The 25,579-nt window shown below is 73.2% G+C and carries 20 protein-coding genes; 3 read left to right on the top strand and 17 right to left on the bottom strand.

Annotation, left to right across the window (positions count from 1 at the left end; genetic code table 11):
- Nucleotides 1-8 precede the first annotated feature (8 nt).
- The 5 genes from AC1050_RS03915 to AC1050_RS03895 all read right to left on the bottom strand — a co-directional run bounded on the left by AC1050_RS03915 (nt 9) and on the right by AC1050_RS03895 (nt 5,002).
- Nucleotides 9-1,391 (bottom strand): hypothetical protein, encoded by a 1,383-nt coding sequence (locus AC1050_RS03915; protein WP_482386065.1) that lies wholly within the window; start codon nt 1,389-1,391, stop codon nt 9-11.
- A complete protein-coding gene (locus tag AC1050_RS03910) occupies nt 1,388-2,335 on the bottom strand; it encodes a hypothetical protein (protein WP_482386064.1) in 948 nt (315 codons plus the stop codon). Before AC1050_RS03910 ends, AC1050_RS03915 begins: the two co-directional genes overlap by 4 nt.
- A 10-nt stretch (nt 2,336-2,345) precedes the next feature.
- Nucleotides 2,346-2,990 (bottom strand): hypothetical protein, encoded by a 645-nt coding sequence (locus AC1050_RS03905; protein ID WP_482386063.1) that lies wholly within the window; start codon nt 2,988-2,990, stop codon nt 2,346-2,348.
- A 157-nt stretch (nt 2,991-3,147) separates the two neighbouring features.
- A complete protein-coding gene (locus AC1050_RS03900; RefSeq protein WP_482386062.1) occupies nt 3,148-4,422 on the bottom strand; it encodes an RNA polymerase factor sigma-54 in 1,275 nt (424 codons plus the stop codon).
- A 94-nt stretch (nt 4,423-4,516) separates the two neighbouring features.
- Nucleotides 4,517-5,002, bottom strand: a complete 486-nt coding sequence (locus tag AC1050_RS03895; RefSeq protein WP_482386061.1) for a nitroreductase/quinone reductase family protein — start codon at nt 5,000-5,002, stop codon at nt 4,517-4,519.
- A gap of 133 nt (nt 5,003-5,135) precedes the next feature.
- Here AC1050_RS03895 and AC1050_RS03890 point away from each other — a divergent pair, with 133 nt between their 5' ends.
- Nucleotides 5,136-6,749 carry an FAD-dependent monooxygenase gene (locus AC1050_RS03890; protein WP_482386060.1) on the top strand — a complete coding sequence of 538 codons (1,614 nt, stop codon included), beginning with the start codon at nt 5,136-5,138 and terminating at the stop codon, nt 6,747-6,749.
- 16 nt (nt 6,750-6,765) lie between these two features.
- Here the strand turns inward: AC1050_RS03890 and AC1050_RS03885 are convergent, their stop codons facing one another.
- From AC1050_RS03885 to AC1050_RS03860, 6 genes are all read right to left on the bottom strand, one after another.
- Nucleotides 6,766-7,146 carry a DUF2255 family protein gene (locus AC1050_RS03885; protein ID WP_482386059.1) on the bottom strand — a complete coding sequence of 127 codons (381 nt, stop codon included), beginning with the start codon at nt 7,144-7,146 and terminating at the stop codon, nt 6,766-6,768.
- Nucleotides 7,143-7,751 carry a GNAT family N-acetyltransferase gene (locus tag AC1050_RS03880; protein WP_482386058.1) on the bottom strand — a complete coding sequence of 203 codons (609 nt, stop codon included), beginning with the start codon at nt 7,749-7,751 and terminating at the stop codon, nt 7,143-7,145. Before AC1050_RS03880 ends, AC1050_RS03885 begins: the two co-directional genes overlap by 4 nt.
- Nucleotides 7,752-7,782: 31 nt before the next feature.
- Nucleotides 7,783-8,190 (bottom strand): DUF7144 family membrane protein, encoded by a 408-nt coding sequence (locus AC1050_RS03875; protein ID WP_482386057.1) that lies wholly within the window; start codon nt 8,188-8,190, stop codon nt 7,783-7,785.
- A 130-nt stretch (nt 8,191-8,320) separates the two neighbouring features.
- A complete protein-coding gene (locus tag AC1050_RS03870; protein WP_482386056.1) occupies nt 8,321-8,935 on the bottom strand; it encodes a GyrI-like domain-containing protein in 615 nt (204 codons plus the stop codon).
- An 82-nt stretch (nt 8,936-9,017) separates the two neighbouring features.
- Nucleotides 9,018-10,439, bottom strand: a complete 1,422-nt coding sequence (locus AC1050_RS03865) for a DNA polymerase IV (protein ID WP_482386055.1) — start codon at nt 10,437-10,439, stop codon at nt 9,018-9,020.
- A 97-nt stretch (nt 10,440-10,536) separates the two neighbouring features.
- Nucleotides 10,537-11,280 (bottom strand): SDR family oxidoreductase, encoded by a 744-nt coding sequence (locus tag AC1050_RS03860; protein WP_482386054.1) that lies wholly within the window; start codon nt 11,278-11,280, stop codon nt 10,537-10,539.
- A gap of 82 nt (nt 11,281-11,362) precedes the next feature.
- Here AC1050_RS03860 and AC1050_RS03855 point away from each other — a divergent pair, with 82 nt between their 5' ends.
- Nucleotides 11,363-11,812, top strand: a complete 450-nt coding sequence (locus AC1050_RS03855; RefSeq protein ID WP_482386053.1) for a MarR family winged helix-turn-helix transcriptional regulator — start codon at nt 11,363-11,365, stop codon at nt 11,810-11,812.
- Nucleotides 11,813-12,415: 603 nt separating this feature from the next.
- Nucleotides 12,416-13,129, top strand: coding sequence for a TY-Chap2 family putative peptide chaperone (locus AC1050_RS03850; protein ID WP_482386052.1), 714 nt, complete (start codon nt 12,416-12,418; stop codon nt 13,127-13,129).
- A 171-nt stretch (nt 13,130-13,300) separates the two neighbouring features.
- On the opposite strand, the gene AC1050_RS03845 is transcribed toward AC1050_RS03850, so the two are convergent.
- The 6 genes from AC1050_RS03845 to AC1050_RS03820 all read right to left on the bottom strand — a co-directional run bounded on the left by AC1050_RS03845 (nt 13,301) and on the right by AC1050_RS03820 (nt 25,579).
- Complete coding sequence (locus AC1050_RS03845) at nt 13,301-14,497, bottom strand: hypothetical protein (RefSeq protein WP_482386051.1); 1,197 nt, start codon at nt 14,495-14,497, stop codon at nt 13,301-13,303.
- Between the two features lie 108 nt (nt 14,498-14,605).
- Nucleotides 14,606-15,727, bottom strand: coding sequence for an EcsC family protein (locus AC1050_RS03840; RefSeq protein WP_482386050.1), 1,122 nt, complete (start codon nt 15,725-15,727; stop codon nt 14,606-14,608).
- 82 nt (nt 15,728-15,809) lie between these two features.
- Nucleotides 15,810-17,867: a DEAD/DEAH box helicase gene (locus tag AC1050_RS03835; RefSeq protein ID WP_482386049.1), complete on the bottom strand. Its 2,058-nt coding sequence runs from the start codon at nt 17,865-17,867 to the stop codon at nt 15,810-15,812.
- Nucleotides 17,864-19,210, bottom strand: coding sequence for a BREX system ATP-binding protein BrxD (brxD, locus tag AC1050_RS03830; RefSeq protein WP_482386048.1), 1,347 nt, complete (start codon nt 19,208-19,210; stop codon nt 17,864-17,866). The genes AC1050_RS03835 and brxD overlap by 4 nt, the downstream gene beginning before the upstream one ends.
- 2 nt (nt 19,211-19,212) lie before the next feature.
- Entirely contained in the window at nt 19,213-21,930 is a 2,718-nt protein-coding gene (pglZ, locus tag AC1050_RS03825; protein WP_482386047.1) for a BREX-2 system phosphatase PglZ, read from the bottom strand.
- Between the two features lie 7 nt (nt 21,931-21,937).
- Nucleotides 21,938-25,579, bottom strand: coding sequence for a BREX-2 system ATPase PglY family protein (locus tag AC1050_RS03820; protein WP_482386046.1), 3,642 nt, complete (start codon nt 25,577-25,579; stop codon nt 21,938-21,940).

The following is a 25,579-nucleotide window of genomic DNA, read 5'->3' as shown; positions in this document are numbered from 1 at the left end:
ACTTCCCTTCAGGGCTGGGCGCTGGTCGCGACGGGTGCCGCGGGGCGCGGGGGATCGGGGTGCGGGCGGGACATGACGTCGATGGACGACCGGACCGCCCACGCGGCCAGCACGTCCGCGAGCACGGCGGACTCCTGGTGCGCCGGGACCAGCCCGGCGGCACGGGCCTGGCCCATCACGGCGAACACGAGGGTGGGCGGCCGGCGGGCCAGCAGGCCCAGGTCGTCCCCCCACGCGTGCCGCAGCGCGAGCAGCCGCGGCGGTGTGCGCGTCGCGAGCGGCAGGACGTCGGCGATCGCGCGCCCGCCGAGCGCCGGCGGCCGGTGCTCCGCCATGAGGCCGGCGAACGCGTCCGCCGTGCCCTCGAGCCGCGCGATGTCGGCGCGCAGCGCCGGCGGGACGTCCCGCACCGGGTAGCAGGCCTTCCACGCCTCGACCAGGGCGTCCCACTGCGGGTGCGGGTAGAACGCGCGGCCGATCGCCGCCGACAGCAGCACGCGCACGTACGGCATGGGGTGCGGGTCGCCGTGCGGCGGGCGGAACGTCAGGGCGCGCGGCAGGCTCACGACCGCCAGCAGGCCGAGCGTCGAGGAGATGCCGAGCTTCCCGACGGACCACAGGTCCGCGACGCACTCCGACACCGTCGGGTGCCAGCCGTCCCAGGCGGCCTGCTCCTGCGGGCCGGCCCGGGACCGCCGCCGCCGCACCGCGTCCTGCAGCGAGGGCACCAGCTCGAGCTGGGCGGCCACCTGGTGCCCGACCTCGTGGATCAGGGACGACGCCACGCCGTGCCCGACCATCCGCTCGCGCGGCACCCGGATGATCGCCACCGGCGACAGCCGCCCGCCGGGCAGCCGCGTCCGCGCCCGGCGGATCGCCGCGCCCGCGCCGCGCGCCAGGTAGCAGACCAGCGGCGGCGGCTCGACGGGGGAGCCCGGCAGCTGCACGGCGTCCGCCGCCAGCCGGTCGAGGCCCGACAGCCAGACGCCGGTGCCCTGCTCGCTGCGCTGCGTGACCACCTCCGCGAACACGTCGAGCTGCGACAGGACGTCGTTGAAGTGCATCCGGATCGCGACGAACCGCCGCTGCTGCTCCCACGCCGGCGCGGCCGCACCGGGCCCGGCGAGCCAGTCGAGGAACCCCTCGACCTCGCCGCGCAGCGCCGTGCGGCCCACGTGCAGGAACCGCTCGACGGCCCGGTGCGCCGGGTACGGCAGCGCCGCCGCGAGCACCATCGTCTCCGTCATCACGAACGGCCGCAGCCGGTCCAGGCGCACCAGCAGCGCCTCGGCCTCCTGCGTGACGAGCGCGGTGGCGAACGCGGTGCCGGACGCGGTGCCGGACGGGCTGCCGGACGGGATCGCGGCGGCGGCGGCGCGGGCGGTGCTCATGCGAACTCGAACCCCGTCCCGGCGTCGTCGTCGTCCCACGGCGCGCCGCCGTCGTCGTCCCACGGCGCGGCGGGGCCGGCCCAGGCGGGCGCGACGGGCCACGCGTCGCCGCCCCACACGCCCCACGCGGGGGTGCTGGGCCACGACCAGGGCGCCTGCCGCCGCCGGCCACCCTGCGGACGACGACGCTGCGCGCCCCCGCCGTACGGTGCGCCGCTGCCGTACGGCGCGCCGCCGCCGGAGGACGAGCGGCCGCGGGTGCCGTACCCGGACGACGCCGCGCGCTGCGGGCGGCCCCCGGACGGCCGCCCCAGGCGCGAGGACCGGCGGTCGCGCCACCCGGGGGTCGAGGACCGCACCAGGGACGGGGCGTACCGCCGTGCGGCGGCGACGGTCGCGCTGCGGGCGACGACGTCCGGCGGGACCGAGCGCGGCGCGTTCGACGCGTACCGCGCGCTCGCGCGGCCGAGCTGCACGAACCGCCGCGCCGCCTCGAGCTCCGCCTCCTCCTCGCCGAGCGCCTCGAGCTCCTCGGCCTCCAGCAGGCTGGACGCCATCGAACCGAGCTTGCCGCCGATCGCGCTCCCGACCCCCGGCGCCACGAAGCTGCCGATCGCGGTGCCCACCACGGGCAGCGCGACCTTCGCGACCTTCTTGAGAGCGCCCGTCAGGGCCTTCCCGACGCCGGAGCCGAGGAACTTCCCCGCGCCCTTGACCAGCTTGCCGAGGAACTGGTCGAGCTCCTCCTCGGAGGTGATCTCGAGCAGCTCGTACGCGAGCTCGTCCTCGCTCTCGCCCTCACCCTCCGCCTCGCCCTCGTCCTGGCCCTCGCCCTCGTACTCGCCGGCGTACTCGTGCTCGCCCTCCTGCTCGCCGGACCACTCGGCCTCACCGGGCAGCTCCCACTCCTGCAGGGGCGACTCCCACTCCGTCTGGTGGCTCATGACCTTCTCCTCACGCGTCGAGCAGGACGATGTTCTGGCCGCGGCGCACCCAGCGGCCGCTGCGGCGGCGGGGGCCGCCCGGACGGGTCGGCCCGGCCGAGGACGGCGGTCGCATGCCCGCGATCACGGGGGCGAGCGGGGGCAGGTTCCGGCGCGCGGCGACCAGGGCCGCTCGTTGCGCGGCCACCTGGGGCGGCGTGCCCGGCGGCGCCGCCGCCGCGGTGCGCGCCGTCTCGTCGGCGAACCGCACGAACGCCCGCCCCACCTCGAGCTCGCGGTCCTCCTGGGACAGCCCCTCGAGCTCGGCCTCCAGCCGGTTCGCCAGGAAGCCGCCGGCCTTGGCGCCGACGTCGGCCCCCAGCCAGGGCACCGCGCCGCCGAGCGCCCGCCCCACGTGCGGCAGAGCCTGCTTCGCCGCGGTCTTCAGCAGCCCGCCGACGGCGCGTCCGGCGTCGGACGACGCGAACGCCGTGCCGGCGCGCACCGCGCCGCGCAGCACGTCGCCGAGGAACCGGTCGAGCTCCTGCTCGGAGGTCACCTCGAGCAGCTCGGTGGCCAGGCCCATCTCGGTCTCGCCGATCAGCTCCTCCTCCTGCTCGCCCTCCCAGGCGCTCTCCTGGCCCACCTCGAACAGGGCCCGGTCGATGTCGTGCATGGGCACATCCCCTTCCACCGCAGCGGACTCGCGGACTCGCGTGCTGAGGTACCTGCACGTTCCGTGCCACGCCCGCCGGGCCGCGGGAACCCGCCGCACCGGCGCCGGGGCCGAAGCCCGCTTCCGCGCGGGCCGCCCGGGCGCGAAGGCGGCTTCGTCAGCGCGCCGCCCGTCCCGCGGCCCGGGCGGGGTCCGTCGCCCGGTAGTGCGCGACCGTCCGGCGGGCCAGGTGCAGTCCGCGCGCGGCGAGGACCCGGCAGGCCTCGGCGTCCGTGCGCGGCGGGTCGGCCGAGGCGAACAGCGCGACCACCTGCTCGCGGGCGCTCTCCGCCGTGCCGAACAGCGCCGCCAGCGGCAGCACTCGCCGTCCCGGCAGCGCGACGACGGCCCCGTGCACGACCCGGGACACCGTCGACGGGTGCACGCCGAGCCGCTCGGCGACCTGCGCGCGGGTCAGCGGCCGGTGCGCGACGCGGCCCCGCCGGACGAACTCCTCCTGGACCTCGACGGCGACGGCGGCGACCCGGTGCAGGGTGTCCGCGCGCCGGCCCAGCAGGTACAGCACCCGGCGCGCCTCCTCCAGGTGGCCGTCCCGCCACGCCTGCGACGCGGGGTCGAGCGCGAGCGCCGCCAGCTCGGGGTCGACGGCGAGCCCGAGGTCCTCCGGGCCGAGCGCCGCCACCTCGAGCCGGCCGCCGACCTCCCGGACGACGACGTCGGGCGGCACCGTCGGCTCGTCGCGGCCGGCGGTCGGCAGCGGCGCCGGCGTGAGGCGCGTCCGGACCAGGTGCACGGCGGCGTCGACCTCGGCGGCGGGTGCGCCGACCCGTCGGGCCAGGTCCGGCGACCCGATCCGGTCCAGGTGGTCGCGGACCAGCACCAGCACGAGGTCCGGCGCGCCGTGCGCGACCTGCCAGCGCGCCTGCGCCACGAGGCTGGCGGGCAGCCCCCGCTCCGCGGTGCCCGCCGGGGCCGCGGCGCGCACGGCGTCGAGCGCGACGGCCCACCGGCCGGTCCGGGGGACCGGGACGTCGGCCGGCAGCAGCCCCCGGTCGTCCAGCAGCGCGAGCACCGCGTCCACGTCGGCCTCCGCGCCGGGCGGGACGAGCGCCCGGGCGTCCAGGCGCACCCGCTCCCGCACGGACTCGGGGGCGGCGTCGTCGGGGGCCGGCGGGCCGGCGCCGGTGCCGGAGCCGCTGCACGTCGGGCACCGGCCGGCGCGCAGCGGGGAGGCGCACCACCGGCACCGGCGGGGCGGACCCCGGACGAGCAGCGGGTTCGCCGCCACCCGGGCGTCGACCAGCCCGTCCACGTCGGCCTGCGTGGCGGCGAGGACGTCGAGCAGCTGCCGGGCGACGGGCGTCAGCGCACCGTGCTGGCTCAGCTCGACGCCGAGCCCGAGCCCCGGCGCGGGTCGGCGGGCGCCTTCCACGCCGGTCAGTGTGCACCGGGTGCGTCGCGCCCTCCCGGTGCACGCGGCCCTGCCCGGTCCGGCGCGCCCCGGCCCGCCCCGGCCCGGTCCGCCGTCAGCTCCGGCGCGTGAGCCGCACGACCGGCAGCACCCGGTCCGTCTTCGTCTCGTACCCCGCGAACCGGGGCGCCGTCGCGACGACCCGCTGCCACGTCGCGTCCCGCTCGGCGCCGTGCAGCTCCTGCGCCGTCACCGGGATCGTCTCGCCGCCCACCTCGATCGTCACGCGGTCCGGGTGCGCCGCGAGGTTCCGGTACCAGGCGGGGTTGGCCGGCGCGCCCGCCGCCGAGGCCACCACCACCCACGCGTCGCCGTCCGCGAACCACGCCACCGGGGTGGAGCGCGGCTCGCCCGACGTCCGGCCGACGGTGGTCAGCACCAGGGCGTCCATGCCCATCATCCGCCCGTCGCGACGACGGCGGAGCCGCCCGACGGACATCCGGTTGACCAGGCGCAGGACCGGGCCGGACGGCTGGCGCGCGCCGCGCGAGCCACGGACGTCGCTGAAGCCCATGGTGACCTCCTGGAGGGGTGTCGGCACCGACCCGCCCATCCTGCTCCCGCACCCGGCCGCCGGGGGGTCACCCGCCGAGGATGAGGACCGCTCCGGGGCGGGGCGGCCACGGTGGTCGGGGCGCTCGCGGACCACCGCGGCCCGACCGCGAGGAGGGGACGTGGCGCGACCGGGCGTGCTCGTCGTCGGTGCCGGGCCCGTGGGCCTGACGGCGGCGTGCGAGCTGGTGCGCCAGGGCGCCCGGGTGCGGGTGGTCGACGCGCTGCCCGAGCCGACCACCCAGTCGCGGGCCGTCGTCGTGCACGCCCGCACGCAGGAGCACCTGGCCGCGATGGGCGTGCTCGACGAGCTCGCCGCCCAGGCGGTGCCGATCACCGGCGTCGAGGTGCGCTCCGGCGACGAGGGCACCGTCCGCCTGCGCGCCCCGACCCTCGGCATCGACTCCCGGTACCCGCGGGCGCTCGACGTCCCGCAGCCACGCACCGAGCAGGTGCTCGCGGACCTGGCCGCCCGGCTCGGCGTGCTCGTCGAGCGCGGGGTGGAGCTCGCGGACCTGGAGCAGGACGAGGACGGGGTCACCGTGACGCTCGCCTCCGCGTCGGGGCTCGCGCGCGAGCGGTTCGCCTGGCTGGTCGGTGCCGACGGCGGGCACAGCCGGGTGCGTGCCGCGGTGGGCGACCGGATCGAGGGCGTGTTCCACGGTGAGCACTTCCTGTTCGCCGACGTCGCCACGCACGCGGCGCCGACCCCCGACACCATCCGGATGTACGCGGGGCGCGACGGCGTGGCCGGGGCGTTCCCGATGCCGGAGGGCCGCACCCGGTTCCTGGTCCAGGTCCCCGCTCCGGGCCCGGGGGACACCCCGACGCTGGAGCAGACGCGGCGCCTGGTCGCCGAGCGGATGGGAGCGGGCTGGGACCTGGACGACCCGCGGTGGCTCGTGTGGTTCGAGGTGCGCCACGGGCAGGTCGCCCGGTACCGGCACGGCCGGGTGCTGCTGGCCGGCGACGCGGCGCACGTGCACAGCCCCGCCGGCGGGCAGGGGATGAACACCGGCATGCAGGACGCGGTGAACCTCGCGTGGAAGCTGGCCCTGGTCAGCACCGGCCGCGCCGGTGCGGCGCTGCTGGACAGTTACCACGCGGAGCGGTACCCCGTCGGCTCCGCGGTGGTGCGGCAGACCACCCGCCTCACGCACCTCCTGGCCACCGACGGCGTCCGGGGGCACCTGCGCGACCTGGCCCTGCTGCTCATCGGGCAGGTGCCCGGCGTGGGTGGGGCGGTCGCGACGACCCTGGCCGAGGTGCGCGTGCGGTACCGGGGGAGCCCGGCCGTCGGCAGCGACGGCGGCACGCGGCAGGTCGCGCCGGGCGACCACGCACCCGACGTGCCCGGCCTGCGGCACCCCGACGGGTCCGCGGCCTGGGTCGGCGACCTGCTGCGCCGGCCCGGGCACCTGGTGCTGACCACGTGCCTGGACCGCGGGGCGCACGAGCGGCTGCGCCGCGCCGTCGGCGACCTCGGGACCGTGGTGCCGGTCCTCCCGGAACCCCCTACGCCGTCTACGCCCCCTGCGCCCTCTGCGCCGGACGGCGCCCGCGGCCCGGTGCTGGTCGACCCCGGCGGGGTGGTCGCCGAGCGGTACGGCATCGGGCACGACGGCACCGCCCTGGTCCGCCCCGACGGGTACCTGGGCTACCTCGCGACCGCCACGAGCGCCGACGCCCTCGCCCGCCACCTGGCCGCGCGGGAGCACGTGCGGATCGGCCGCTGACCGGCCCGCGGCCCTGTCACCGGTCCGGGTCCAGCCGCAGCGTCGTCGCCGCGGCGCCGGCGGTCACCATCGACGCGGCGGCCTGGTCCCCGTACGCCACCCGGTACGCCGCGTCCACCGCCGCACGCAGGCCGGGGTCATCGCCACCGACGTCGTCGACGGTCACGTCCGCGACGAGCCCCGGGACGCGGACCCGCGCCCGGCGCAGGCGGACGGCCCGACCGAACCACCCGCTCTCCCGGCGGTGCCAGCTCCGCACGTACGCGCCGGTCCCGACCCGGACCACCCAGACCGGCGTCCAGGGCCCGAGGACGCCGTCGGCGCCGCGCACGGCGATCTCGAGCTCGACCGCGGCGTCCAGGGCGGCCAGCTCGGCCGGGGACCAGGTGGGCGTCACGCCGGCGGCTCGCGGAGCATCGCCGTCGGCCGGGGTCCGCGCACCGGCACCGGACCGAGAGGCCGGAAGCCGAACCGCTCGTAGAGCCGGCGGGAGCCGTCCGTGGTCGCCTCCAGGTACGCGGGCAGCCCCGACCGGTCCACCTCGGCCAGCCGGTGCGCCAGCAGCGCCGAGCCCACGCCCAGCCCGCGGGCGCTCGCGGACACCGCCACGTCGGCCAGGTACCAGTGCGGGCGGCGGGGTCGGTGCCGCTCGTACCGCGCGAGCTGCGCGACGGTCCGGGGCAGGTGGCGCAGGCCCACCGCGCGCACCGTCGGCAGCAGCTGCCGGAGCCGGGCCCGCCGGTGCGCGCCCCGGCCCGGCGCCTCCCACATCGCCACGCCCAGGACCGGGCCGCCCGGCTCGGCCCGGGCGACGTCGACGGTGCCGTCGAGCAGGGGACCGGACCGCAGCTGGGCCGCGTGCAGCGCGGTGAGGCGGGCGGCGCGGTCCCGCGTGACCGGCACCATGGCGCGGATCACCGGGTCGTCGCCCAGCGCCTCGGTGAGGACCTGCGCGCAGGCGACCGCCTCGTCGGGACGGGCGGTCTCGACGAGCACGGGCATGCGGGTCCTCTCCGGCGGCGCGTGCTCCGGCTCAGGCCACGACGTCCCGGCCGTGCGCCGTCAGCGCCCAGATGACGAAGACGTCGAGCACGATCACGATGATGCCCCACACCGGGTAGTACGGAAGCCAGGCGAAGTTCACGATCGCGCTGACCGCCGCGACGACCACGCCGATCGCGCGCGCCCAGACGGCGCCCTGGAACACGAAGAACCCGGCGAAGGCGACGAGCACGCCGAGGATCAGGTGCGCCCAGCCCCACGTCGTGACGTCGAGGGAGAACGTCCACTCCTGGCCCACGACGTAGAAGGTGTCGTTCGCCAGGGCGACGATGCCCTGGATCGCGTGCAGGATGCCGATGACGATCATCATGGTGCCGGCGAACACGGTGAATCCCACCGCCACCGTGCTGCGGGTCTCGCCCACGCGGGTCTGGGTCATGCGGATCGACTCCCTCTCCTCGCACGTCGCGGCCGGCGGCGTCCCGCCCGGGGCCGCCGCGGTCCGCCCGGTGGTCCGACGCTAGGAGCCGCCGGTCCCGGGCGGCATCACCCGCTCCGGGCGACCGGGCTCAGCTGGGCCGCACCGGCTGCCGCAGCACCGTGCGCAGCGCGGCCGGCGCCGCCCGGCGCGGGTCGCCCAGGTAGATCTCGTGGTGCGGGCCGTTCCAGGTGAGCCCGCGGGCCGGCATGACCTCGTGGTGCAGCCGGGCGAGCGTCGGGCCCTCGTCGTCGTACGGGCCGACGTGCAGGACCTGCAGCGACCGCCCCTCGTGCAGCCGGAGCAGCCGCACCTCGCCCACGGGCAGGTCGGGCTTCGCCGCGGCCGCGGCGGACAGCCCGTCCGCGACGTCCGTCGCGTCCACCGCCTCCGGGAGCGGGATCAGCATCGTCCAGTCCCACTCGGCCTTCGCCCGTGCGGTGAACGCGGTTGGGTCCTCGCTGGTCCACAACCCCTCCAGCGGGCCGACCACGAAGTCGTCACCGGTCCGGGCCCGCAGCGCCGCCCGCGTCGCGTACCCGGCGGCGTACAGCGCCCCGACGGCCGCGGCGTACGCGGGCGCCGTGTTCGGGTCGCCGTGCCCGTCGGCCGCCAGGTACGTCGTGGGAGGGACGTCCACCTCGACGAAGTCCGCCGTCCCCGGCCGGTACAGGTCCGCGCGGTCCTTCTTGACGTCGAACCTCATCGCTCCTCCTCTGCCGGCGGCGGTCGTGCCGGTGCGGTGCCCGCAGTCGTACCAGGCCGGGACGCGCCCGGTCGAGGGGCGGCTACTGCTCGGGCAGCTCGACGCCGTCCGGCCCGAGGGCCCCGACCAGCTCGATCTCCTCGACCCCGGGGTCGAGCACGCGCTGCCGGCCCGGGCCCGTGGCGGCGGTCTCGAACCGGATCGCGACCCGGCCGTCGTCGCGCGCCTTCACCACCCAGCCGCGGCCGTGCTCGGGGTGCCGCACGTCGAGGCCGGGCACGGCATCCGCGTGCCGCAGCCGGCCGCGCCGGCGCCGGGCGACCGGGCGGAGCGTCGCGCCGTCGCCCGCCGCCGCGTCGTCCGGTGCCGCGTCGTCCGGTGCCGCGTCGTCCCGTCCGTCCTCGGGGGTCGGGGGTGCGGCGAGGTCCAGCATCAGCTGCGCGTGCTCGGACAGCCCGTGGAACGACGTACCGAGCAGCCGCACGGGCTCGACCAGGTCGACCAGCTCGAGCGCCCGGCCCGCCGCCTCCGCCAGGGCCGCGCGGTCCGCGGTCGGCGACGGCAGCGTCACGGACCGGGACACCGTGCTGAACCCGGCGAACCGCACCTTGACGGTGACCGTCCGCGCTGCGCCGCCGTGCCGCTCCAGACGCGCGAACGCCTGGTCGACGACGGCCGGCAGCTGCGCCGCGACCTCGGCCCGGCCGTGCAGGTTCCGCTCGAACGTGTGCTCGGCGCCGGCCGACTTCCGCTCGCGGGTCTCGGCCACGGGCCGGTCGTCCCACCCGCGCGCGACCCGGAACAGGTTGGTCCCGGCGGCCTCGCCCAGCACCATCGTCAGGGTGTCCAGCGGCTGGCCCCGCAGGTCCTCGACCGTCCGGACGCCGATCTTCTCCAGCCGCTCCGCGGACACCGGCCCCACGCCCCACAGCGACCGCACCGGCATCGGCAGCAGGAACGCGTCCTCGTCCCCGGGAGCGACGACCACGACCCCGGCGGGCTTCGCCGCGGCCGACGCGAGCTTCGCGACCAGCTTGGACCGGCCCATCCCGACCGAGACCGGCACGCCGGCCAGCTCGACGGCGTGCTCCCGCAGCGCGCGGGCGACCTCGGGCCAGCCGCCGGGACCCGGCCGCAGCGCCCCGAGGTCGGCGAACGCCTCGTCGATGCTCAGCGGCTCGACCGCGTCGGTGAGCTCGCGCAGCGCGGACATGATCCGCTCCGAGAACGCGCTGTACGCGTCGAACCGGGGGACCACGACCGTCGCCCGCGGGCAGGCCCGCCGGGCGCTCTCCATCGACATCGCCGACCGCACGCCCATCGCGCGGGCCTCGTAGGAGGCGGCCGCGACGACGCCGCGCGGTCCCGTGCCGCCCACCAGGACGGGCCGCCCGCGCAGCGAGGGGCGCTGCGCCTGCTCGACCGACGCGAAGAACGCGTCGGCGTCCAGGTGCGCGATGCTCGGCTCCGGACGCATCCGGGGGGCCGTCACCTCGCTGCTCACCGGACCACTCTGCCGCACCGCGGGGACACGGCCACCGCAGCGGGCTCGCGTCCGGCGCGGCCAGGGGCGCCTCCCGGGTGGGAGACGCCCCTCGGTGTCAGGCCGCCGGGACGAGGTCGCGGAGGGCCACCCGTGCCTCCGCGGCGGACCCCAGGGAGACGGAGCGGCTGCTCCCGTCGGTGGCGACGGACAGCGCGACGGCCGTGGCCCCGATCTGGGCCGATGACACCCACGCCGGGTCGCCGTCGACGAAGCGCGTCCGGACGGGCCCGAGCACGAGGGCGTGGATGCGCCGGTCCGGTGACTCCGCGGCGAGGACCCGCTGCATCATGAGCACCGCGGCCTGCTCCATGCTGACCAGCCCGCTGCCGGGCACCGGGAGGCCGGCGGACTGCCCGACCACCACGGTGTACGCCCCGGCGCCGCTGAGCCGGGGGACGATCGCCCGCGCCAAGGCCATGTGCGCCGTGGCGAGCTCGGTGAAGGCGCTCGCCCAGTCGTCCTCGTCGACGTCCTTCAGCCGCCCTCCCTGCCACCACCCGCCGACGGGGACGACGACGTCGTCGATGCCGCCGAGCCGCTCGGTCATCTGGCGGCCGAGCTCCTCCGCGCCGGCGAAGGACGTGTAGTCGTGCGTGGGGAGGTGCAGCAGCGGGGACGTGCCGACGGCGCCGAGAGCGGTCCGGAGATCGGCCCCCCGGGCATCCGAACGGGTGGGCACGACGACGTCGGCGCCCGCCTCGAGGTACGCGCGGACGACGCCCTCCCCGACGCCGCCGGTGCCACCGGGCACGAGGACGCGTCGACCGGACAGGTCGTGCACGGACGGGTTCTGGATCATGGTCGGCTCCTCGGTGCGATGATGTTGGTGCCACCAACGATAGCGGTGGATCGTTGGTTCGGCCAACCGCTATGCTCGAGGCATGCGCGACGAGCCGAGACCGCCCCGGGCACTGCGGACCCTCGTGAGCTGGCAGGCGGGTCGCCTCGCCACGATCGGGACGCGCCTGACCGCCTCCCGGATGCCGCTCGAGGTGCGGTCCGACTTCGCGGTCCTGTCCGCGCTCGACGAGAACGGGCCGCTGAGCCAGGCGGAGATCGGGCGTGTCCTCGGACTGGACCGGAACAACGTCAACGGCATCGTCGTCCGGCTCGAGGGTCACGGATCCGTGAGCCGGGAGCCCGACCCCGGGGACCGGCGGCGGAACGTCGTCACCATCACGCCGGCGGGCCGGGAGACGCTCGGCGAGATCCAGGACCACGCCGACGCGGTCCAGGCCGAACTGCTCGCCGCCCTGTCCGCCGAGGAGCGCGAGGACCTCATCCGTCTCCTCGGCAAGGTCCTCGCCAGCCACCCGCCCCTGCCGGCCTGAGCCGGGCCGAGGTCGACGGCGGGGGAGCAGCCGGACCCGCCGGTGCCCCGGGGCAGCACGAGTCCGGCGGTCCGGCGACGGGCGTGCGCGGGCCCCCACGGGGTCGGCCTCGGAGCACGCCCCGCGCGAAGGGCCGGCCCGGCGGCGGTGTCCGCACGCGGTCGTCGCGGACAAGCGGCGCCCCCGCCACCACGAGGGTGACGGGGGCGCCGGTCGTGCGGGTCAGGCGCTACGGGAGCAGCCGTGACACCTGACGATCACACGTCGTAGTAGAGCCTGATCGCTGGTCGGGACTTGGGTGTAGTCCCTGGTCAGCGGGCTGCTGAACTGCGTCTTTGCACGAGTATGTGCATGTGATGTGCAGGGAAGATGCGTCATCGCGACCCCTCCTGTGGCACGGCCAGTGGCAATCGTCTCCTCGCAGCGGCGCAGGATCAAGGCGCGATCACGCGACATGTGCGACGCCCAGGAGCAGGGACCGCAGTCTTGTCCGTCCAGCAGACCGTGACGACGGCGCCCATGCACGGCGAGCTCATCAGGCGGTACGCAGCACGATGGCTTCGTCGGTCGGTACGGTCTGGGAGGACGAAAGGAGGGAGTTCGATGAGCGCGGAGCAGCGCCCGATCGCTGACCGGTTCGTTCAGGCGCAATCGTGGTGGCTGGGGAGCGAGTTGGTGAGGCGCTCCTCTCAGCTCTTCCTGTACGAGCACCGCCCCGGTGGTGGTCAGTACGACTGCCTCGGGGTCGTGGACGGCAGGCACCCGGAACGCGGCGCGGTGATCGACCTCAACCGGACTGGGTCCTTGCACGTCCATCAGCCCGCGCCTTGTGGGGCAGGCACGTGGGCGGACGTGATGGCGCAGGATGACCCGCACGAGATGGTCAAGCGCCTTGAGCGACTTGCGCACCTGACTCCGTCCCCACAGCCGGTCACGACGCGACGCGCGCTCACCTACCGCTCCATAGCACAACTGCTTCGCGCGACCTTGGACGACCGGCACCGCTGGGAGGTGCGCTCAGCTCACCTGGACAGCGCTGGTGACGACGATGGCTCGGGACGCGACCGGCAAGCCTGGTTGGCGCTCTTTGAAGGTGCCAGGCGAGCCGCGGGCGAGTTGCCCGCTGCGGGATGGTTCGGCGAACCCTGGTCGCGCACGTGGCTGATCTTGCGTCGCGGTGAACCGGTAGCAGCGCTCCTCGACGACGCCCGCGTGTTCCGAGTCGGGCGCGATCCGGTCGACCTGATGGCTGGGTACCGACAGGCAGGGCGGCTCGCCCCTGTCGTGGGAGCCGCCTTCGACGCGCTCCTGACGTAGTCGGCGTGCCGAGTCAGCGATTCTCGCGTAGGGCTGCGCAAGGGAACCGCTCCGAATGCCGACGAGGTGGCGTCGGGCATCGCGTGGGCTGTTTCAGCCGCGGCCGCCGGCCGGGTCCTGTCCTTCAGTCGGACCCGCCAGGCGACGTGCCGTCCTAGGGCATCGGTCCATTCAAGCGGTGACCGTTCTGGGCTCCCAGATGAGCTCCTCGTAGTCCTCGGGGAGGTGCGCTACGAGATGGTCCAGGGTCGCTCGAATCAGGTCCACAAGATCGCCGGCGGTCACGGTCGATGTGTCGAGCGCGACCGCCTCTTCGAATCTGCGCGTTCCGTCGCCCACGAAACCGCAGCGGAACGATCGACGGTTCCCGGGAACTCCGCCGGGGTTCTTCGGCGACGCGAAGCCTCGCTCGACGACGTCGTTCCAACCCGTGGCGGGCTCGCCGCGCGAGGAGCGCCCCGGGGGGAGTGCGGCGACCTGCTCGGGGAGGTGCGAAGCGAGGTGCGAGCGGAGTGCGTCGGCGGTGATCGCGTCGGACATGGCCCTGGCCATGCGCCACGCGGCCTCGCGGCTCTCCCGCGTCTCGCGCTCCTCGTCCCCGAAGTCCACGCCGAACCGGAGCTCGACACCGAGGCGCTGACCCAACTGCTTCCAACGCACCTCGGCGAGAAGGCACCGGTGGGGGTCACCCTGGAGCTCGGTCCATGCCTGCACGAGAGCGAGGCCGCCCCCGCTGGTGACACCAGACTCCGAGAGATCCACGACGGTCGAGGCGCCTCCGAGCAGGCGACGCGCGACCTCTCGGGACACGACCCGCGCCAGAAACTTCGACCGCAGTGCATCGAGAGGTTCGGAGCGGGGGTCGCTGCCGGGGAGGAGAACCGCCTCGAGCATCGTGTCCCACGCACCGAGGGTCGATGCCATGAGCGCGGCCACCTCCCGCGCCGCAGAGTTCAGCGACATGCTCCAGGCAGCGGCGACTTGGGAGAGTCTCAGCACGGTCCAGCCGTCGGCACCCGCCACCTCCGAACCGTCCGTCGCCAGGGCCAGGAGCACCAGATGCCGCTTCTCAGGTCTGGCGTCCCGGTAGTTCTCGTAGGCGGTGCGCTGTGTATTGGACAGCACGTGCCCGATCTTCAGTTCCAACACGGCCTGTGCGCCGTTGTCGGCCTCGAGGACCAGGTCGGCCACCGGGCCGCGGGCCAGCCTTTGCTCACGCGTCGACGAGACCGGCACCCAACCCACGATTTCCGCCCAGGGCAGCGGATCGCTGTCGGTGAGCAACTGCAGCAGGTCGCTGACGTTCGTCTCACGGGTGAGGAGCCGGTCCATGCCGCGGAGCAGCAGCGATGCTTCGTCGGAGGTCACCGAAGGAGTGTTGCAGCCGGCTCGTTCCGGAGAGGTGAGATCCCGCGCGACCCACCCGGTGGGCGCAACGCTGCTGGCGGCTTGGCGCGTGCGCCGCTCAACAGACCGTCAGCGCGGCGACGGATCCATCTCCGGCTCGCGCAGGTCGGGGCCACCCGCCTGCGCGAGCTCTTCGAGCACACTGATCTCGACATCCGGCGCGTCCGCCACATCCGTCTCCGGCGAAGCAGGCTCGCCGGCGTCATCGGCGAGGAACGGGTACTTGTCGACCAGAAAGCGCCGCCGGTAGGCCAGGTCGGCCGCGTCGACGATGCCCTCGAGCGTCGTCCAGTTGAAGCTCGCCCCGATCGCGATCCCCAGGCCGGGGACGAGCTTCCCGAGCCCCTGTTTCGTGTACCGGACACCGAAACGAGCCGCGAACTGCGTATAGAGCCTTGTGACCGTGGAGTCCATGACCTTCCACGTGGCGCCGCGATAGAGGTGTTGGGTCAGTACCGACAGTTCCGCGACCGCGGCCAGCTTCGCCGACGAGGACATCGCGGTGCCGGCGTTGACCACCGAGAGAACGAAGACCTTCTCGGTCGGATCGGAAGCGTCGTATCCGTACGCGAGCGCGACCTGGCCCACGGCTCGCGAGGCGAGCACCAGTACCGCCGCGACGTCCGCGGCGACGGCTCCCGCGATCACGGCGCCGGCCGGAGCGACCGCGGCACCGGCGGAGACCGGTACTGCGAGCTCGCTGCCGGTAATCACGAAGCTGCTGACAGCACCCGTAGTTGCTGCGACCGCGGGGTAGTACGTCTTGAACGCACGGCCCTTCACCAGGTCGACCTGCTGCAGATCGAGGTCTCGCACGTCCAGGAGCAGCTCGACAGGGTGTCCTTGGCGTCGGTGCTTGGCAACGACGCGCTCAGGGGTGAGGCCGGCTCTGGCTGCGGCAGCGAGCGCCTTCTCAGCGGACTCGACGGCGCTCGCGCCCCAGTGGTTGACCGTCTGGGCGGCGCCGTAGGGTACAGCGCTAGCCGCGCGGCGGGCCGTGCGACCGGCCGCGCTAGCCGCGCGGGCCACAGCGGGGTTTCCCGACGCGGCGTCGTTGACGCGTGCCGCAAACGCCTGCGCCCCGCGCACTGCGGTGTCACCGATCGCGTGCAGGGCGCGGGTTCCTACGCGCGGTCGCGGACGCTGCAGGGCGTCCCAAGCTGCTCGCTCGTACCTCGACGGCTGGGCCATGGCGGAACAGTACTGAGAAGCAGCGACATCTGGGCTGATCTCACCCGATAGGCGCAGCGGCGCTGTGCCCGTTCGCCATGGCTCACGACGGCGCCTGGTGGACCACGAGCGGGCTCGCCACGACCAGATGCGCGCCGACCCGGTCCGTCTGGCGCTCCGCGAGCGTCGCAGTCGCGACGCTCAGCGGCAACGCTGCCGAGAACTTGAGCCCCTCAACAGCGGCCTGCGCGACGAGCGGTACCGCATCCTCGACGGACGCCTTGCGGATCGCCGCCGGATCCGCGGCCGCGGGCAGACGTATGACGGTGTTGTCACACGTTGCGTCGAACCCCCCGAGCGCAGCGATCAGCGTGGCGTTGCCTCGCCACCCCGCCCAGGTCCACAGTCGAGTCTCCGCCGGCGCGCGCTCAACGACGAGCGCGTCCTGGTCGACAGCGTGTGCCATCGACTCACGAACGGCCGCGAGTCGGTCGGTCGCACGTCGGGAGAGCTGCACGTCTGGCGTCGCTCCTAGCAGGACGTCCCGCTGCGCACGGCACAGCTCGAACGACTCGGGCACCGGTTCAGACGGCCACTGCACCTGGGCACGCTCGGGCTGTTCGCTGACGAGGATCTCGTGTCTCTCCCAGTCGACGGACTCTACGAGCCACGCGTGGCCGGCGAGTAGAATCCGCCGCGCCTCCTGCTGGCGCCCTCCGGAGATTGCGAGCGGTGAGACGGTGCCGATCTGTCGTCGCCCGGCGACGACGCGCATCTCGAACGCGCTGGTGAACGAGGACAGCAGGTCCATGAAGTACCGCCGGCCGAACTCGCGTTCGGTGGCGGGGCCGACGAAGAGCAAGCCGTCGTCCTCGGCAAGAAAGCCCCGCTCACGCAGGTATCTGAGGATCGAGTCACCGTCCGCCATCACGTCCAGGTCGCCCCACCACCGTCGCCACGTTGAGGCTCCGAAGTGGCCCTCTTGCAGGGCAAGCGCGAGCAGTTGTTGGGCGGCGATGTGGCGCGGTGACGGTGGCGGGACCACCGGCTCGACGAATCCGCGCCCCCACAGAATGAGCACGGCCGCGGCGCGCAGGAACGACGGCGAGTCGGTAGCCAGGAACAGCATGTTCCGCACGCTTCCGGGGCGGCGACCGGTGCGCCCGAGCCGCTGCAGAAACGAGGCAACGGTTCGTGGCGCATCGAGCTGGATCACGCGGTCGAGATCACCGATGTCGACACCGAGCTCGAGCGTGGACGTCGCGACGATGACGCAGTCCCGAGCGTCGGCGAAGGCCCGTTCGCTGGTACGTCGCTCGTCGGCCGACAGGGACGAGTGGGAGACGTAAGTCGTCACGGACCGTTCACGCAGCGCGAACGCCAGTTCCTCTGCCTGCCGACGGGACTCACAGAAGACCAGGCGCTTATCCCCGAGGTGCAGTTGAGAGATGACGTGAGCTGCGTTCTCGACGGATCCGACGTAATCGAGCGTCACGTCCATCTGAACGTCGGTTGTCGGTTCACTGACCACGGTGGACGCACGCCCGTGCTGGGAGCCCTGGAGCCAAGTCAGCATCTCGACGGGGTTCCCGACCGTCGCCGACAGTCCAATGCGCTGCACCGGGCGGCCCGCCAAGCGTTGGACGCGTTCCAGAACCGCGAGCAGGTGCCATCCACGGTCGTCGCCGGCGAACGCGTGCAACTCGTCGACTACCACCGCACGCACCTGTGAGAACAGCGCGTGGTGGTCGACCCGCCGCGAGACGAGCATCGCCTCGAGCGACTCCGGGGTGGTGAGGATCACGTCCGGAACGTCCGAGAGCATCCTGCGGCGTTCGCCGTCTGGCACGTCCCCGTGCCAGAGACCCACGCGCCGGCCGAGCCACGCACCGTAGGACTCGAGGCGCGGGTGCAGGTTGTTCAACAGCGCGCGTAGGGGCGTGACGTACAGCACTGAGAGGCCACGCCAGCCTTCGTCGGTCATGCGTGACAGCAGCGGGAAGAACGCCGCTTCGGTCTTGCCGCCAGCCGTCGGTGCAATCAGGAGACAGTCGTCGCCGGCGGTGACGGGCGCGATCGCGTTGCGCTGCAGGGGACGCAGATCGGGCCAGCCGAGGGTGTTGACGACGTGATGGGCAACGGCGTCGTTCAGGCCTGTCACGGCAGGTCGAGGTCGATGTCGTCGACCGAGTTGGAGGACCGCCCGGGCAGGGCTCCCAGATGGGCTGCCTCACGCTCGGAGCTGGTCAGCTCCGTGGGTGTGACCGTCAGCGCGTAGTCGCGGTGTGGGTCGAAGTCGGGGAACTGGTCCACCCGGTCCAGCACGTCGCCGACAAGCTTCTTGAGGAAGAGACGGGGTGCGATGCCCACCTTGTCGCCGAGGCGTCCGGCAACGCCGCGGGCCAGGTCGGCGATGTACGCGTCAGACACCAGCGCCTCGACGCGGTCCGGGGCGGCCGCACCGGAGGCGTAGATGTCCCGAACGCGGGACCCGAGCTCCTCGAGTGAGTCGAGCGAAAAGCCCGGAAGCCTAATCTGCGGTGCGCGAGGGTTGTCGAATCTGGCGTCGGTGGTGAAGTCGACCGCGAGCCGCTGCGCGAGAGGAGGCAGCCGCTGCATGCCCTGTGGGCCGTCATAGAACGCCGGCGTTCCGGTGATGACGAGGTAGAGGCCGGGAAACCGGCCGGCGTCAATCTCGTCGGCAAGCTGCCGTAGAGCGTTGAGTGACTTCTCGCGGACGTCGGACCGCACCCGCTGAAGGGTCTCCACCTCGTCCAGCACGACGACGAGACCGCTGTAATCGGAGTCTCGCAGCACGGTCAGGAGGCCCTGCAGGAACCCGAGCGCACCAAAGTGGTCGAGTTCCCCGCGCACCCCGGCCTGGCGCCGGACTGACGCGGCCACGTGCGGCTGACCGCCCAGCCAAGCCAGCAGCCCTTCGGAGCGGTCGACGTCTCCGTCGAGAGTCGCGCGCCGATACCCGCGCAGCGCGGTCGCGAACGCCGGCGCGGTACGACTAACGGCCTGCAGCCTCCGCTCGAGCAGGCCGTCCGCCGCCGCCTGGACCTCGGCCTCCGAGAGACGGTTGGCACCGGCGGCGACGGCGTCCTGCTCGAGTACGTGGAACCACCCGTCCACGATGTCACGCAGCGCGCTCGGCGGCGCCTCGGCCGTCGACAGGTTCTCGACAATGCGGCGATACACCGTCTCCAGGCGGTGCAGCGGCGTCTCGGTCTCGGAGACCTGCACTTCGCTCGTCGCGAAGCCACGGCGCTTCGCGCGCTCGATGAGCCAGCGGGCCACGAACGTCTTGCCCGATCCATACTCTCCGCGAACGGCCTTGAACCCCGCGCCACCGGACTCGACCGAGGCGAGCTCGTCGTCGAGCGCAGCCTCGAACCTAGTCAGGCCGACGGCCATCACGTCAAGCCCGTGCTGCGGAACGGTGCCGCGGCGCACGGCGTCGATGACGTCACGGCGGCGGCGTGCGCTGATCTCCGACATGCCTACCGCCGGCCCAGCCCGAACTGCTCGCGCAGCAGGGACTCGTCCAGGCAGGCGGTGACGCCGTCCGTGTCCATGAACACCACCGGATAGCCCTCGACGTTCAGCAGGCGCCCCAACGCGGCGAACGACGGGGCGAACGACGACGACGGTACGTCCAGCGCACTCGCGATCGTGTCCCGGTGTGCCCGTCCACCGCCGGCGAGCAGCGCCCGTAGCGCCGCAGCGGTCTCGCCGGGACCGACTGCGCGCCGGCCGGCTCGCTGCCGTTGCTCGGCGGCGACCGGGCTGGCCTCGTACGCGGCGACGAGTTGCGCAACGGGATCGAGGCCGGTTGCTGCCGACGGGTGGTCTTCCACGTCGAAACCAAGCGTGCCCTGCCCGGCTTCTTCTGCCTTGCGTGCGGCAGCAGGGCGGGGCGCCGGCGGGGTGGGGGCCGGGACGAAGTCGACGACCGCTCCGCCGAGTCGTCGGTGTGCGCGACGAGTCGCGGGTGCAGGTTCGGGCAGTCGTGACTCGTTCCACCACACGGGTGCCTGCGGGGTGGCCACCCGCCACCCAGCGGGGAGAACCCCAGCGGTTCGGGTCAGCACGACGAGCGGGACGGCAATCTCCGCCAGGCTCGCTCCACCGTGGTACCCGGAGTGCAAGGTGCCGTACCGCACGCTCTCGCGCCACGGCAGGATCGCGGAGCCATCCTTCACCCGAGGTCCGGTGACGAGCACTTCGTCTGCATCAGGTGTCGCGCCGGTGGCCGGTCGCCAGCGCGTCTGAGCGCTCGGGTGCGAGCGCGCCTCGCTGCCTCGTTCGACAACGTGGCCGTGGTCCGAGGTCAGGACGACCGCGCGGCCTGCGAGGGCGGCTGCATTGAGCAGCGCGCGCAGGTGCTGCACGTCGTCGAGCCTCCAGCGGGTACCGCCGGGGTCCTGTTTGTCGAGGGCGTCGTCGATCGTATTCAGAACCACGGCAACGAATCTGCGCCCGGGGTCGTCGATCGCCTCACGGACGGCTGCTGCGAGGCTCTCGCCACCGGCGGAGCGGAGGTCGTCCTTGTGGAAGAGCGCGCCTCCGCGTTCACGGATACTCGCGGCCTCCGCCGCCTGGCTGCCCACACCTGGAGCGCCTGTCAGCAGTGCGGTACGCGACCAGCGTGTCAGGGACGGCAGGGCGGATAGGACCGGGGTCCGTGCGTTTCCCGCAAGGAGCTCGAGCCAGCCTTCGGAGGCGGCCGCTTCGACCAGCTCGAGCGCGACGGGGACGGACATGCCGTCCAGGACGACGACGAGCGGGCGCATGGGAGCCAGCGGTGAGACTACGTCGCGCAGCACGTTCTCGATCAACACGACGTCCTCGAGGCTGGGGTCTCGCTGGGCGAGCAGGGTGGCGGCCACCTTGTCATAGGCGTCGCGGTCTCGGCGCACCATCGCCAATAGCGAACCGTACGCAGCCGCCACGGCGTCGTCGCTGGCACCGTCCCACAGCACGGCGGCCGCCCGATCGATCCAGGCACCATCATTCACGTACCAGTGCAAAGCGGCGCCGAGGGTCGAGGGCAGGTTAAGCGACTCCTGCACGGCTAGACGCCGCGCAATACGGACGGCCATACGTGCGGCCTGGACCTCGCTGTGCTGGGCGTGCGCGCCCTCATGGGCGAGAACGTCGCCCAACGCTCCTTCTATGCGGTGGAGCATGCCCGGGAGCGTCTCGACATCCGCATGCGCGAGCAGCGCTGCCAGGTCGTGCAGGCGTGCCTGCAGGCCTCCGGGTAGTACGTCGGAGCGGGCGACGCCGTCAGGCCAGGCGAGGTCATGCTCCAGGAGAACGGTCGCCTGGGCGAACACTCCGGCCAAGGCGGTCGAGTCGGTCGCCGCAGCGCGCAGCGCGATGGTGCGGGCGACCGTCGCGAACGCCCGCGCCTGCAGCGAAGTGATTCGTGCCGTCCCGAAGTGCACGCTCTGGATCCTGCCGCGCGCCTCACCTTGTGCCGGTGTAGACGTCGCGGCGCCCGGCGCCCACAGCACGTCGAGCGCCAGGCCGATCGCGACGATCGAGGTGCGGCTGCGGGCGGCGGCGGTCAGCGCAAGACCTGCGGTGGTGCCCAGTGCGTCGTGCGCCCACCGCGTCAGGCCGTTGCGCACCACCTCGGGCAGTGTGTGCCACGCCTGCCGCGCGGGTGGCTCGTCGAGGGCCGTGAGCAGAGTGACGTCGTCGACCGAAGCAGGCAACGACATCCCCAGGAGATGCGCGAGGAGATTCCCGAGCGCGTGGTCGGACGTGACGACCCCGGTGGCTATCGCGGGCCAGCCGGTAGGTGGCTGGTGATCGAGCAGGGCGGTGGCGACCCAGGGGCCGTAGCTTGCGAGGGCGGGGTCGAGGCGCTGTGCGTGGAACAGCCCTGCGACCGCGTCCCACTCATCGACGGGCTCGATGCGCTGCCTGTCGGCGCGCACTAGCACAGCGTCGCCGAGGTCGTGCTCGCCACGGTCGGTGAGCATGACCAGGAACTCTTCAGGCCCCAGGGCAGCGAGTTCGTCCAGCGCGGCAAGTTGCGACGGTGCCGGCCGCACCCGCACCGTCGAACCGTCGACGAGCAGTGAGTCCCGGCCCGACCACTGAGGGCGGGCGCGCAGCACCAGGACGCGCGCGCCCCCGCCGGACACGAGCCGGCGGGCGCGGGCCGCAACGAGTGCTTCGGAAGCCTGCGGGATGCGGTCGCTCACGCGGGCCTCACAGGAACCGCCAAGTGACCTCGAGCCTGTGGCCCGCGGCGCGCGCCTGGTGCTCGGCGGCGCGGAGTTCGGCCAGGGCGGACTCGACGGTGTCCCCGTGCTCGAAGTCGAGCACGATCGAGTCGACAGTGTCCCTGGGAATCTGCACCGCGGGACCAAGCCCGGGCTTGGGCTCCGGGGTCGGTGCGGGAACACGACCGGGCTTCATAGGCGGCAGCAGCAAGTCCCGAGCCGCCCGGACAGCCGACTGCAGCGCCGGTTCCAGCGGCGCATGCAACTCGGCGCTGCCCGCGACCGTTGCGAGCTGGTCGAGGATTTCACGGCCGCCTGCAGTGCCAAGCGCCCTGGTGAGCAGGTCCCAGTCAGTCGAATGCAGAGCACCGGTCACGGATCCGGCTGAGGCAAGCGAGCGCGCCAGCGGCTGCGGCTCGCTGGGCAGGTCGAACGATGCGAGCACCTGCAACAGAACGGTGTCGTCACTCTCACGTGCGAGGCGGGCCGTGAGGTGGTCTCCGGCCTCGGCGGCCTGGAGCCGAGCGTGGTCGGCTCGCAGAGACAGGAGGTCGGCACGGTCCCGTAGGGACAGAACGAGCTCAGCGGCTGGCCCTCGCAGCGCGCCGACCCTCTGGCGCACGTCACGCGCCAGGTTGGTGACACCCGCGGCGGACCGGCGCGGTGGGGCACCAGTTCCGAACAGCGCCTGCGCGGCGCGCTTGGCTCGCGCCCACTCGTCCTCGCTCGGCAGTCGCGCTGGGCGCAGCACCATGTCCGCGGCGAGCTGCCCGACCCCGGGTGGAGACACCGGCGTTCCTGCCCGTACCCACTCGCGATCCTCGAGGGCGGCCCAGACCGCGATCAGCAGATCCTGCACCTCGCTGACCAGACCGAACGGTTCGAGCCGGACGCGCAGGTCACGGACGAGTACACCGGACGGATCCGCCTCGGCGTTCCAGCGCGTGAAGTCGTCGAGCCACCGGAACGAGTCCGGGCCGAGCGCGTAGACCGTCTCCCTGGCGATGCCGCAACCGAGCGGCATGCCCACGCGGCGCAGGACGGAGGCGCGCGAGCGCTCGATGCCGTCGATGCGTCCACCGGCGTCGAGTGCCAGGCGCGCGTGCTCAAGCACGGTGCGCAGATCCGCGGTCTTCACCTCGACATCGGGGGTCTCGAACTGCGGGTGCTTAGGGTATTGCGAATCGAGTCCCTGACGCAGCGCGGCCTCGAGCGCGGTACGGAGCGTTGCCGCGACTGGCGGCGCGATCGTCACACCTGGCAGAAGCGTCGAGTACACCTGGCTCTCGGCGATGTGCACGTCGACGTTCTCAGCCGTCGCGCTCGTCACGCCGTACGCCTGGCGTAGCACCTCGCTGAGCCGCGCGCGCAGGTTGCGGCGCTGATTCTCCAGCTGCATGCGCGCCGGCTCGCGGTCACCGACTGCGAGGCGCGCGGCGTGCAAGTCGAACCTGTCGCCCGTGAGCAGGTACTCCAAGAGCACCAGGCGGCCCACGTCGTCCATACGCGCCGGGGACAGGAAGTGCGGCAGCCATACCAGCGTGGCGCTGGCCTCGCCGCGTTCACGCACGGCGTGCACTCTGTTGAGGTCCTCGATTGCGGTGTGATCACCGGAATCGAACGGAAAGTCGATCACGACCTTCCACCGGCCCGGCACCGCACGCAGCGCATCGTCCGACAGCTCACCCGAGTCGCGCACGTTCCCGAACACGACGTCCACTGGCCGCAAGCTGCCTCGCCACAGGACCGTGGTGGTCCATTGCGTCTCTAGACCCGGCTGCTGGCGCACGTCGAGCTCGGACATTAGGGTGCGACGCAGCAGATCGCGACGTGTCTCCGTACGGTCTTCGCTCTGCACCGCTTCGATGAGAGTGTCGTAGTCGACGCCTGTCAGCGTGACGGAGACGGCAGGGTTGTCGCCCTCGCCCACGTGGACCTCGCCGAATTCAGCGGCCCACCGCTTGACCATCCCCATGACGGCGATGGCTTCCTGTCCAGGCACGAACGAAGCGACCGTGCCGTAGTTCAGTGCGGCGAGTTTGGCGTACGTCAGGTTTCGTAGCGACGGTGTACCAGGAGCTAGGAAAGCAACCAAGAGCGTCTTGGCGAGACGGTCCTCTGTGCGGAACGGGTGGTCGCGCGGCAACGCGCGTGCCCGCTGGTCGGTCAAGCCATGCACGCCGAGCAGATAGGGCCGCATTTTGTCCGTGTAGAACTGTTCGGCGTTGCGAAAGCGCGCCTTCATGTCGGGAGTCAGTGGCTGCGAGCCGCCGAGTACCACGACGTCGAATAGGTCGCCGACGGGGATCAGGTGCTCGACCGTGAGCTCATCACGGCCTGCGGAGAGCAGTTCACCCATGAGCCGGAGCGCGGTGCGCTCGCGTTGCATGAGTGCCGAGAGGGCGACCATCGCGTCGACGAGCGCGGGTGAGAACGGGTACGTCAATGCAAAGTCCGCGCCGCTGGAGTTCAGCTCGTCGGTGAGCAGCACGTTCCACGCGGCCGAGTCGCTCTGCACGCGGGCGACGGCGCGGCGGACCTCGTCGGCGCCTCCGTTGGACGTCGGAGTGAGGAGGCGACGGTGCACGATCTGGGGCAGGTCAGCGGCGGCGAGGTCGATGCGCTCGAACCGCTCCTCCCACCACCTGAACGAGTCGCCGACGGCCTCCTGCTCGGCTCCAGGCATGGAGCCCCCGAGGAATCCCTTGAGATCGCGCTGCCGAGCGACGAAAGACACGATCGGCAGCGAGAGGTTTCCCGCTTCGACGAGCAGCGCGACTTTGGACGCCTCGTTCTGGATGAACGCCGAATCGCCTAGGTGCTGCGCGAGCCACAGCACCAGCTCGTCGAGGAAGAGGACGATCCCCTCGTATCCGAGTGTCTTGGCGTGCGTGGTCATCGCCCGCAGGCCGTCCGACGTCTCGAGCCACGCCCCGGCAGATGTGTAGCCGGTGAAGTGCGTCGCGACAAGCGCGCTTACGAGCGCACTGCGTCGGGGATCACCGAGGGGCGCCTCGATCGCGGCAGCGAACGACTCGGCGGTCCACGTGGCGGCACGAGCGCCCCATCCGGCGGAGGTGCCAGCTGCGCTGTTCAGCGGGGCGAAGAAGCTCTCGTCGCCCGCCACCTCACGCATGTGCACGGCGTCCGTTAGCAACTTATCGGTCTGATGCAGCACCGGTGGCGCGACGTCGGGGTGCAGCCGCGCGACGGTCGAGAGGTAGCCGTCGAACAATGCCGACTCGAAGCTCTCCCGTCCGAGAAGGTGGTAGTCCAGGGTGAGCAACCGGGCGTTTAGCGCGTCGCTACGTCCTGCGACGACCGCCTGCAGCCCGCCCAGCGCTCGGGCGGACGTGTTCCCGGACAGCAGCAGGTGCAGTACGGCCATGAAGTGGCTCTTGCCGGACCCGAAAGAGCCGTGCACGAACGCGCCCTTGGAGGTCTGGCCGGCGAGCGTCCGCTCCACCAGGCCCAGTGCGTCATCGAACGCCTTAGCAAGAGCATCGGTCACGACGTACTCGCGCAGCGTCCGATCGGATGCTTGAACGCCCTTGACCAGTTGAAGCACGAAGTCGGACGCGTCGACCTTCTCCGGGATAGTGAAGACGTCGCGCAGCAGGGTCGACAT

The sequence above is a fragment of the Cellulomonas sp. NEAU-ZC6 genome (genome assembly GCF_056844425.1).
This window is presented reverse-complemented; position numbering and strand designations above follow the sequence as displayed.

Bases quoted from the DNA above. Each gene is read 5' to 3' on its own strand.
- brxD (WP_482386048.1), bottom strand. From the start codon at position 19,210: ATGTCGGAGATCAGCGCACGCCGCCGCCGTGACGTCATCGACGCCGTG.
- AC1050_RS03820 (WP_482386046.1), bottom strand. From the start codon at position 25,579: ATGTCGACCCTGCTGCGCGACGTCTTCACTATCCCGGAGAAGGTCGAC.
- AC1050_RS03875 (WP_482386057.1), bottom strand. From the start codon at position 8,190: ATGACCCAGACCCGCGTGGGCGAGACCCGCAGCACGGTGGCGGTGGGA.
- AC1050_RS03905 (WP_482386063.1), bottom strand. From the start codon at position 2,990: ATGCACGACATCGACCGGGCCCTGTTCGAGGTGGGCCAGGAGAGCGCC.
- AC1050_RS03915 (WP_482386065.1), bottom strand. From the start codon at position 1,391: ATGAGCACCGCCCGCGCCGCCGCCGCCGCGATCCCGTCCGGCAGCCCG.
- AC1050_RS03840 (WP_482386050.1), bottom strand. From the start codon at position 15,727: ATGGCCCAGCCGTCGAGGTACGAGCGAGCAGCTTGGGACGCCCTGCAG.
- AC1050_RS03910 (WP_482386064.1), bottom strand. From the start codon at position 2,335: ATGAGCCACCAGACGGAGTGGGAGTCGCCCCTGCAGGAGTGGGAGCTG.
- AC1050_RS03860 (WP_482386054.1), bottom strand. From the start codon at position 11,280: ATGATCCAGAACCCGTCCGTGCACGACCTGTCCGGTCGACGCGTCCTC.
- AC1050_RS03855 (WP_482386053.1), top strand. From the start codon at position 11,363: ATGCGCGACGAGCCGAGACCGCCCCGGGCACTGCGGACCCTCGTGAGC.
- AC1050_RS03880 (WP_482386058.1), bottom strand. From the start codon at position 7,751: ATGCCCGTGCTCGTCGAGACCGCCCGTCCCGACGAGGCGGTCGCCTGC.
- AC1050_RS03850 (WP_482386052.1), top strand. From the start codon at position 12,416: ATGAGCGCGGAGCAGCGCCCGATCGCTGACCGGTTCGTTCAGGCGCAA.
- AC1050_RS03870 (WP_482386056.1), bottom strand. From the start codon at position 8,935: ATGAGGTTCGACGTCAAGAAGGACCGCGCGGACCTGTACCGGCCGGGG.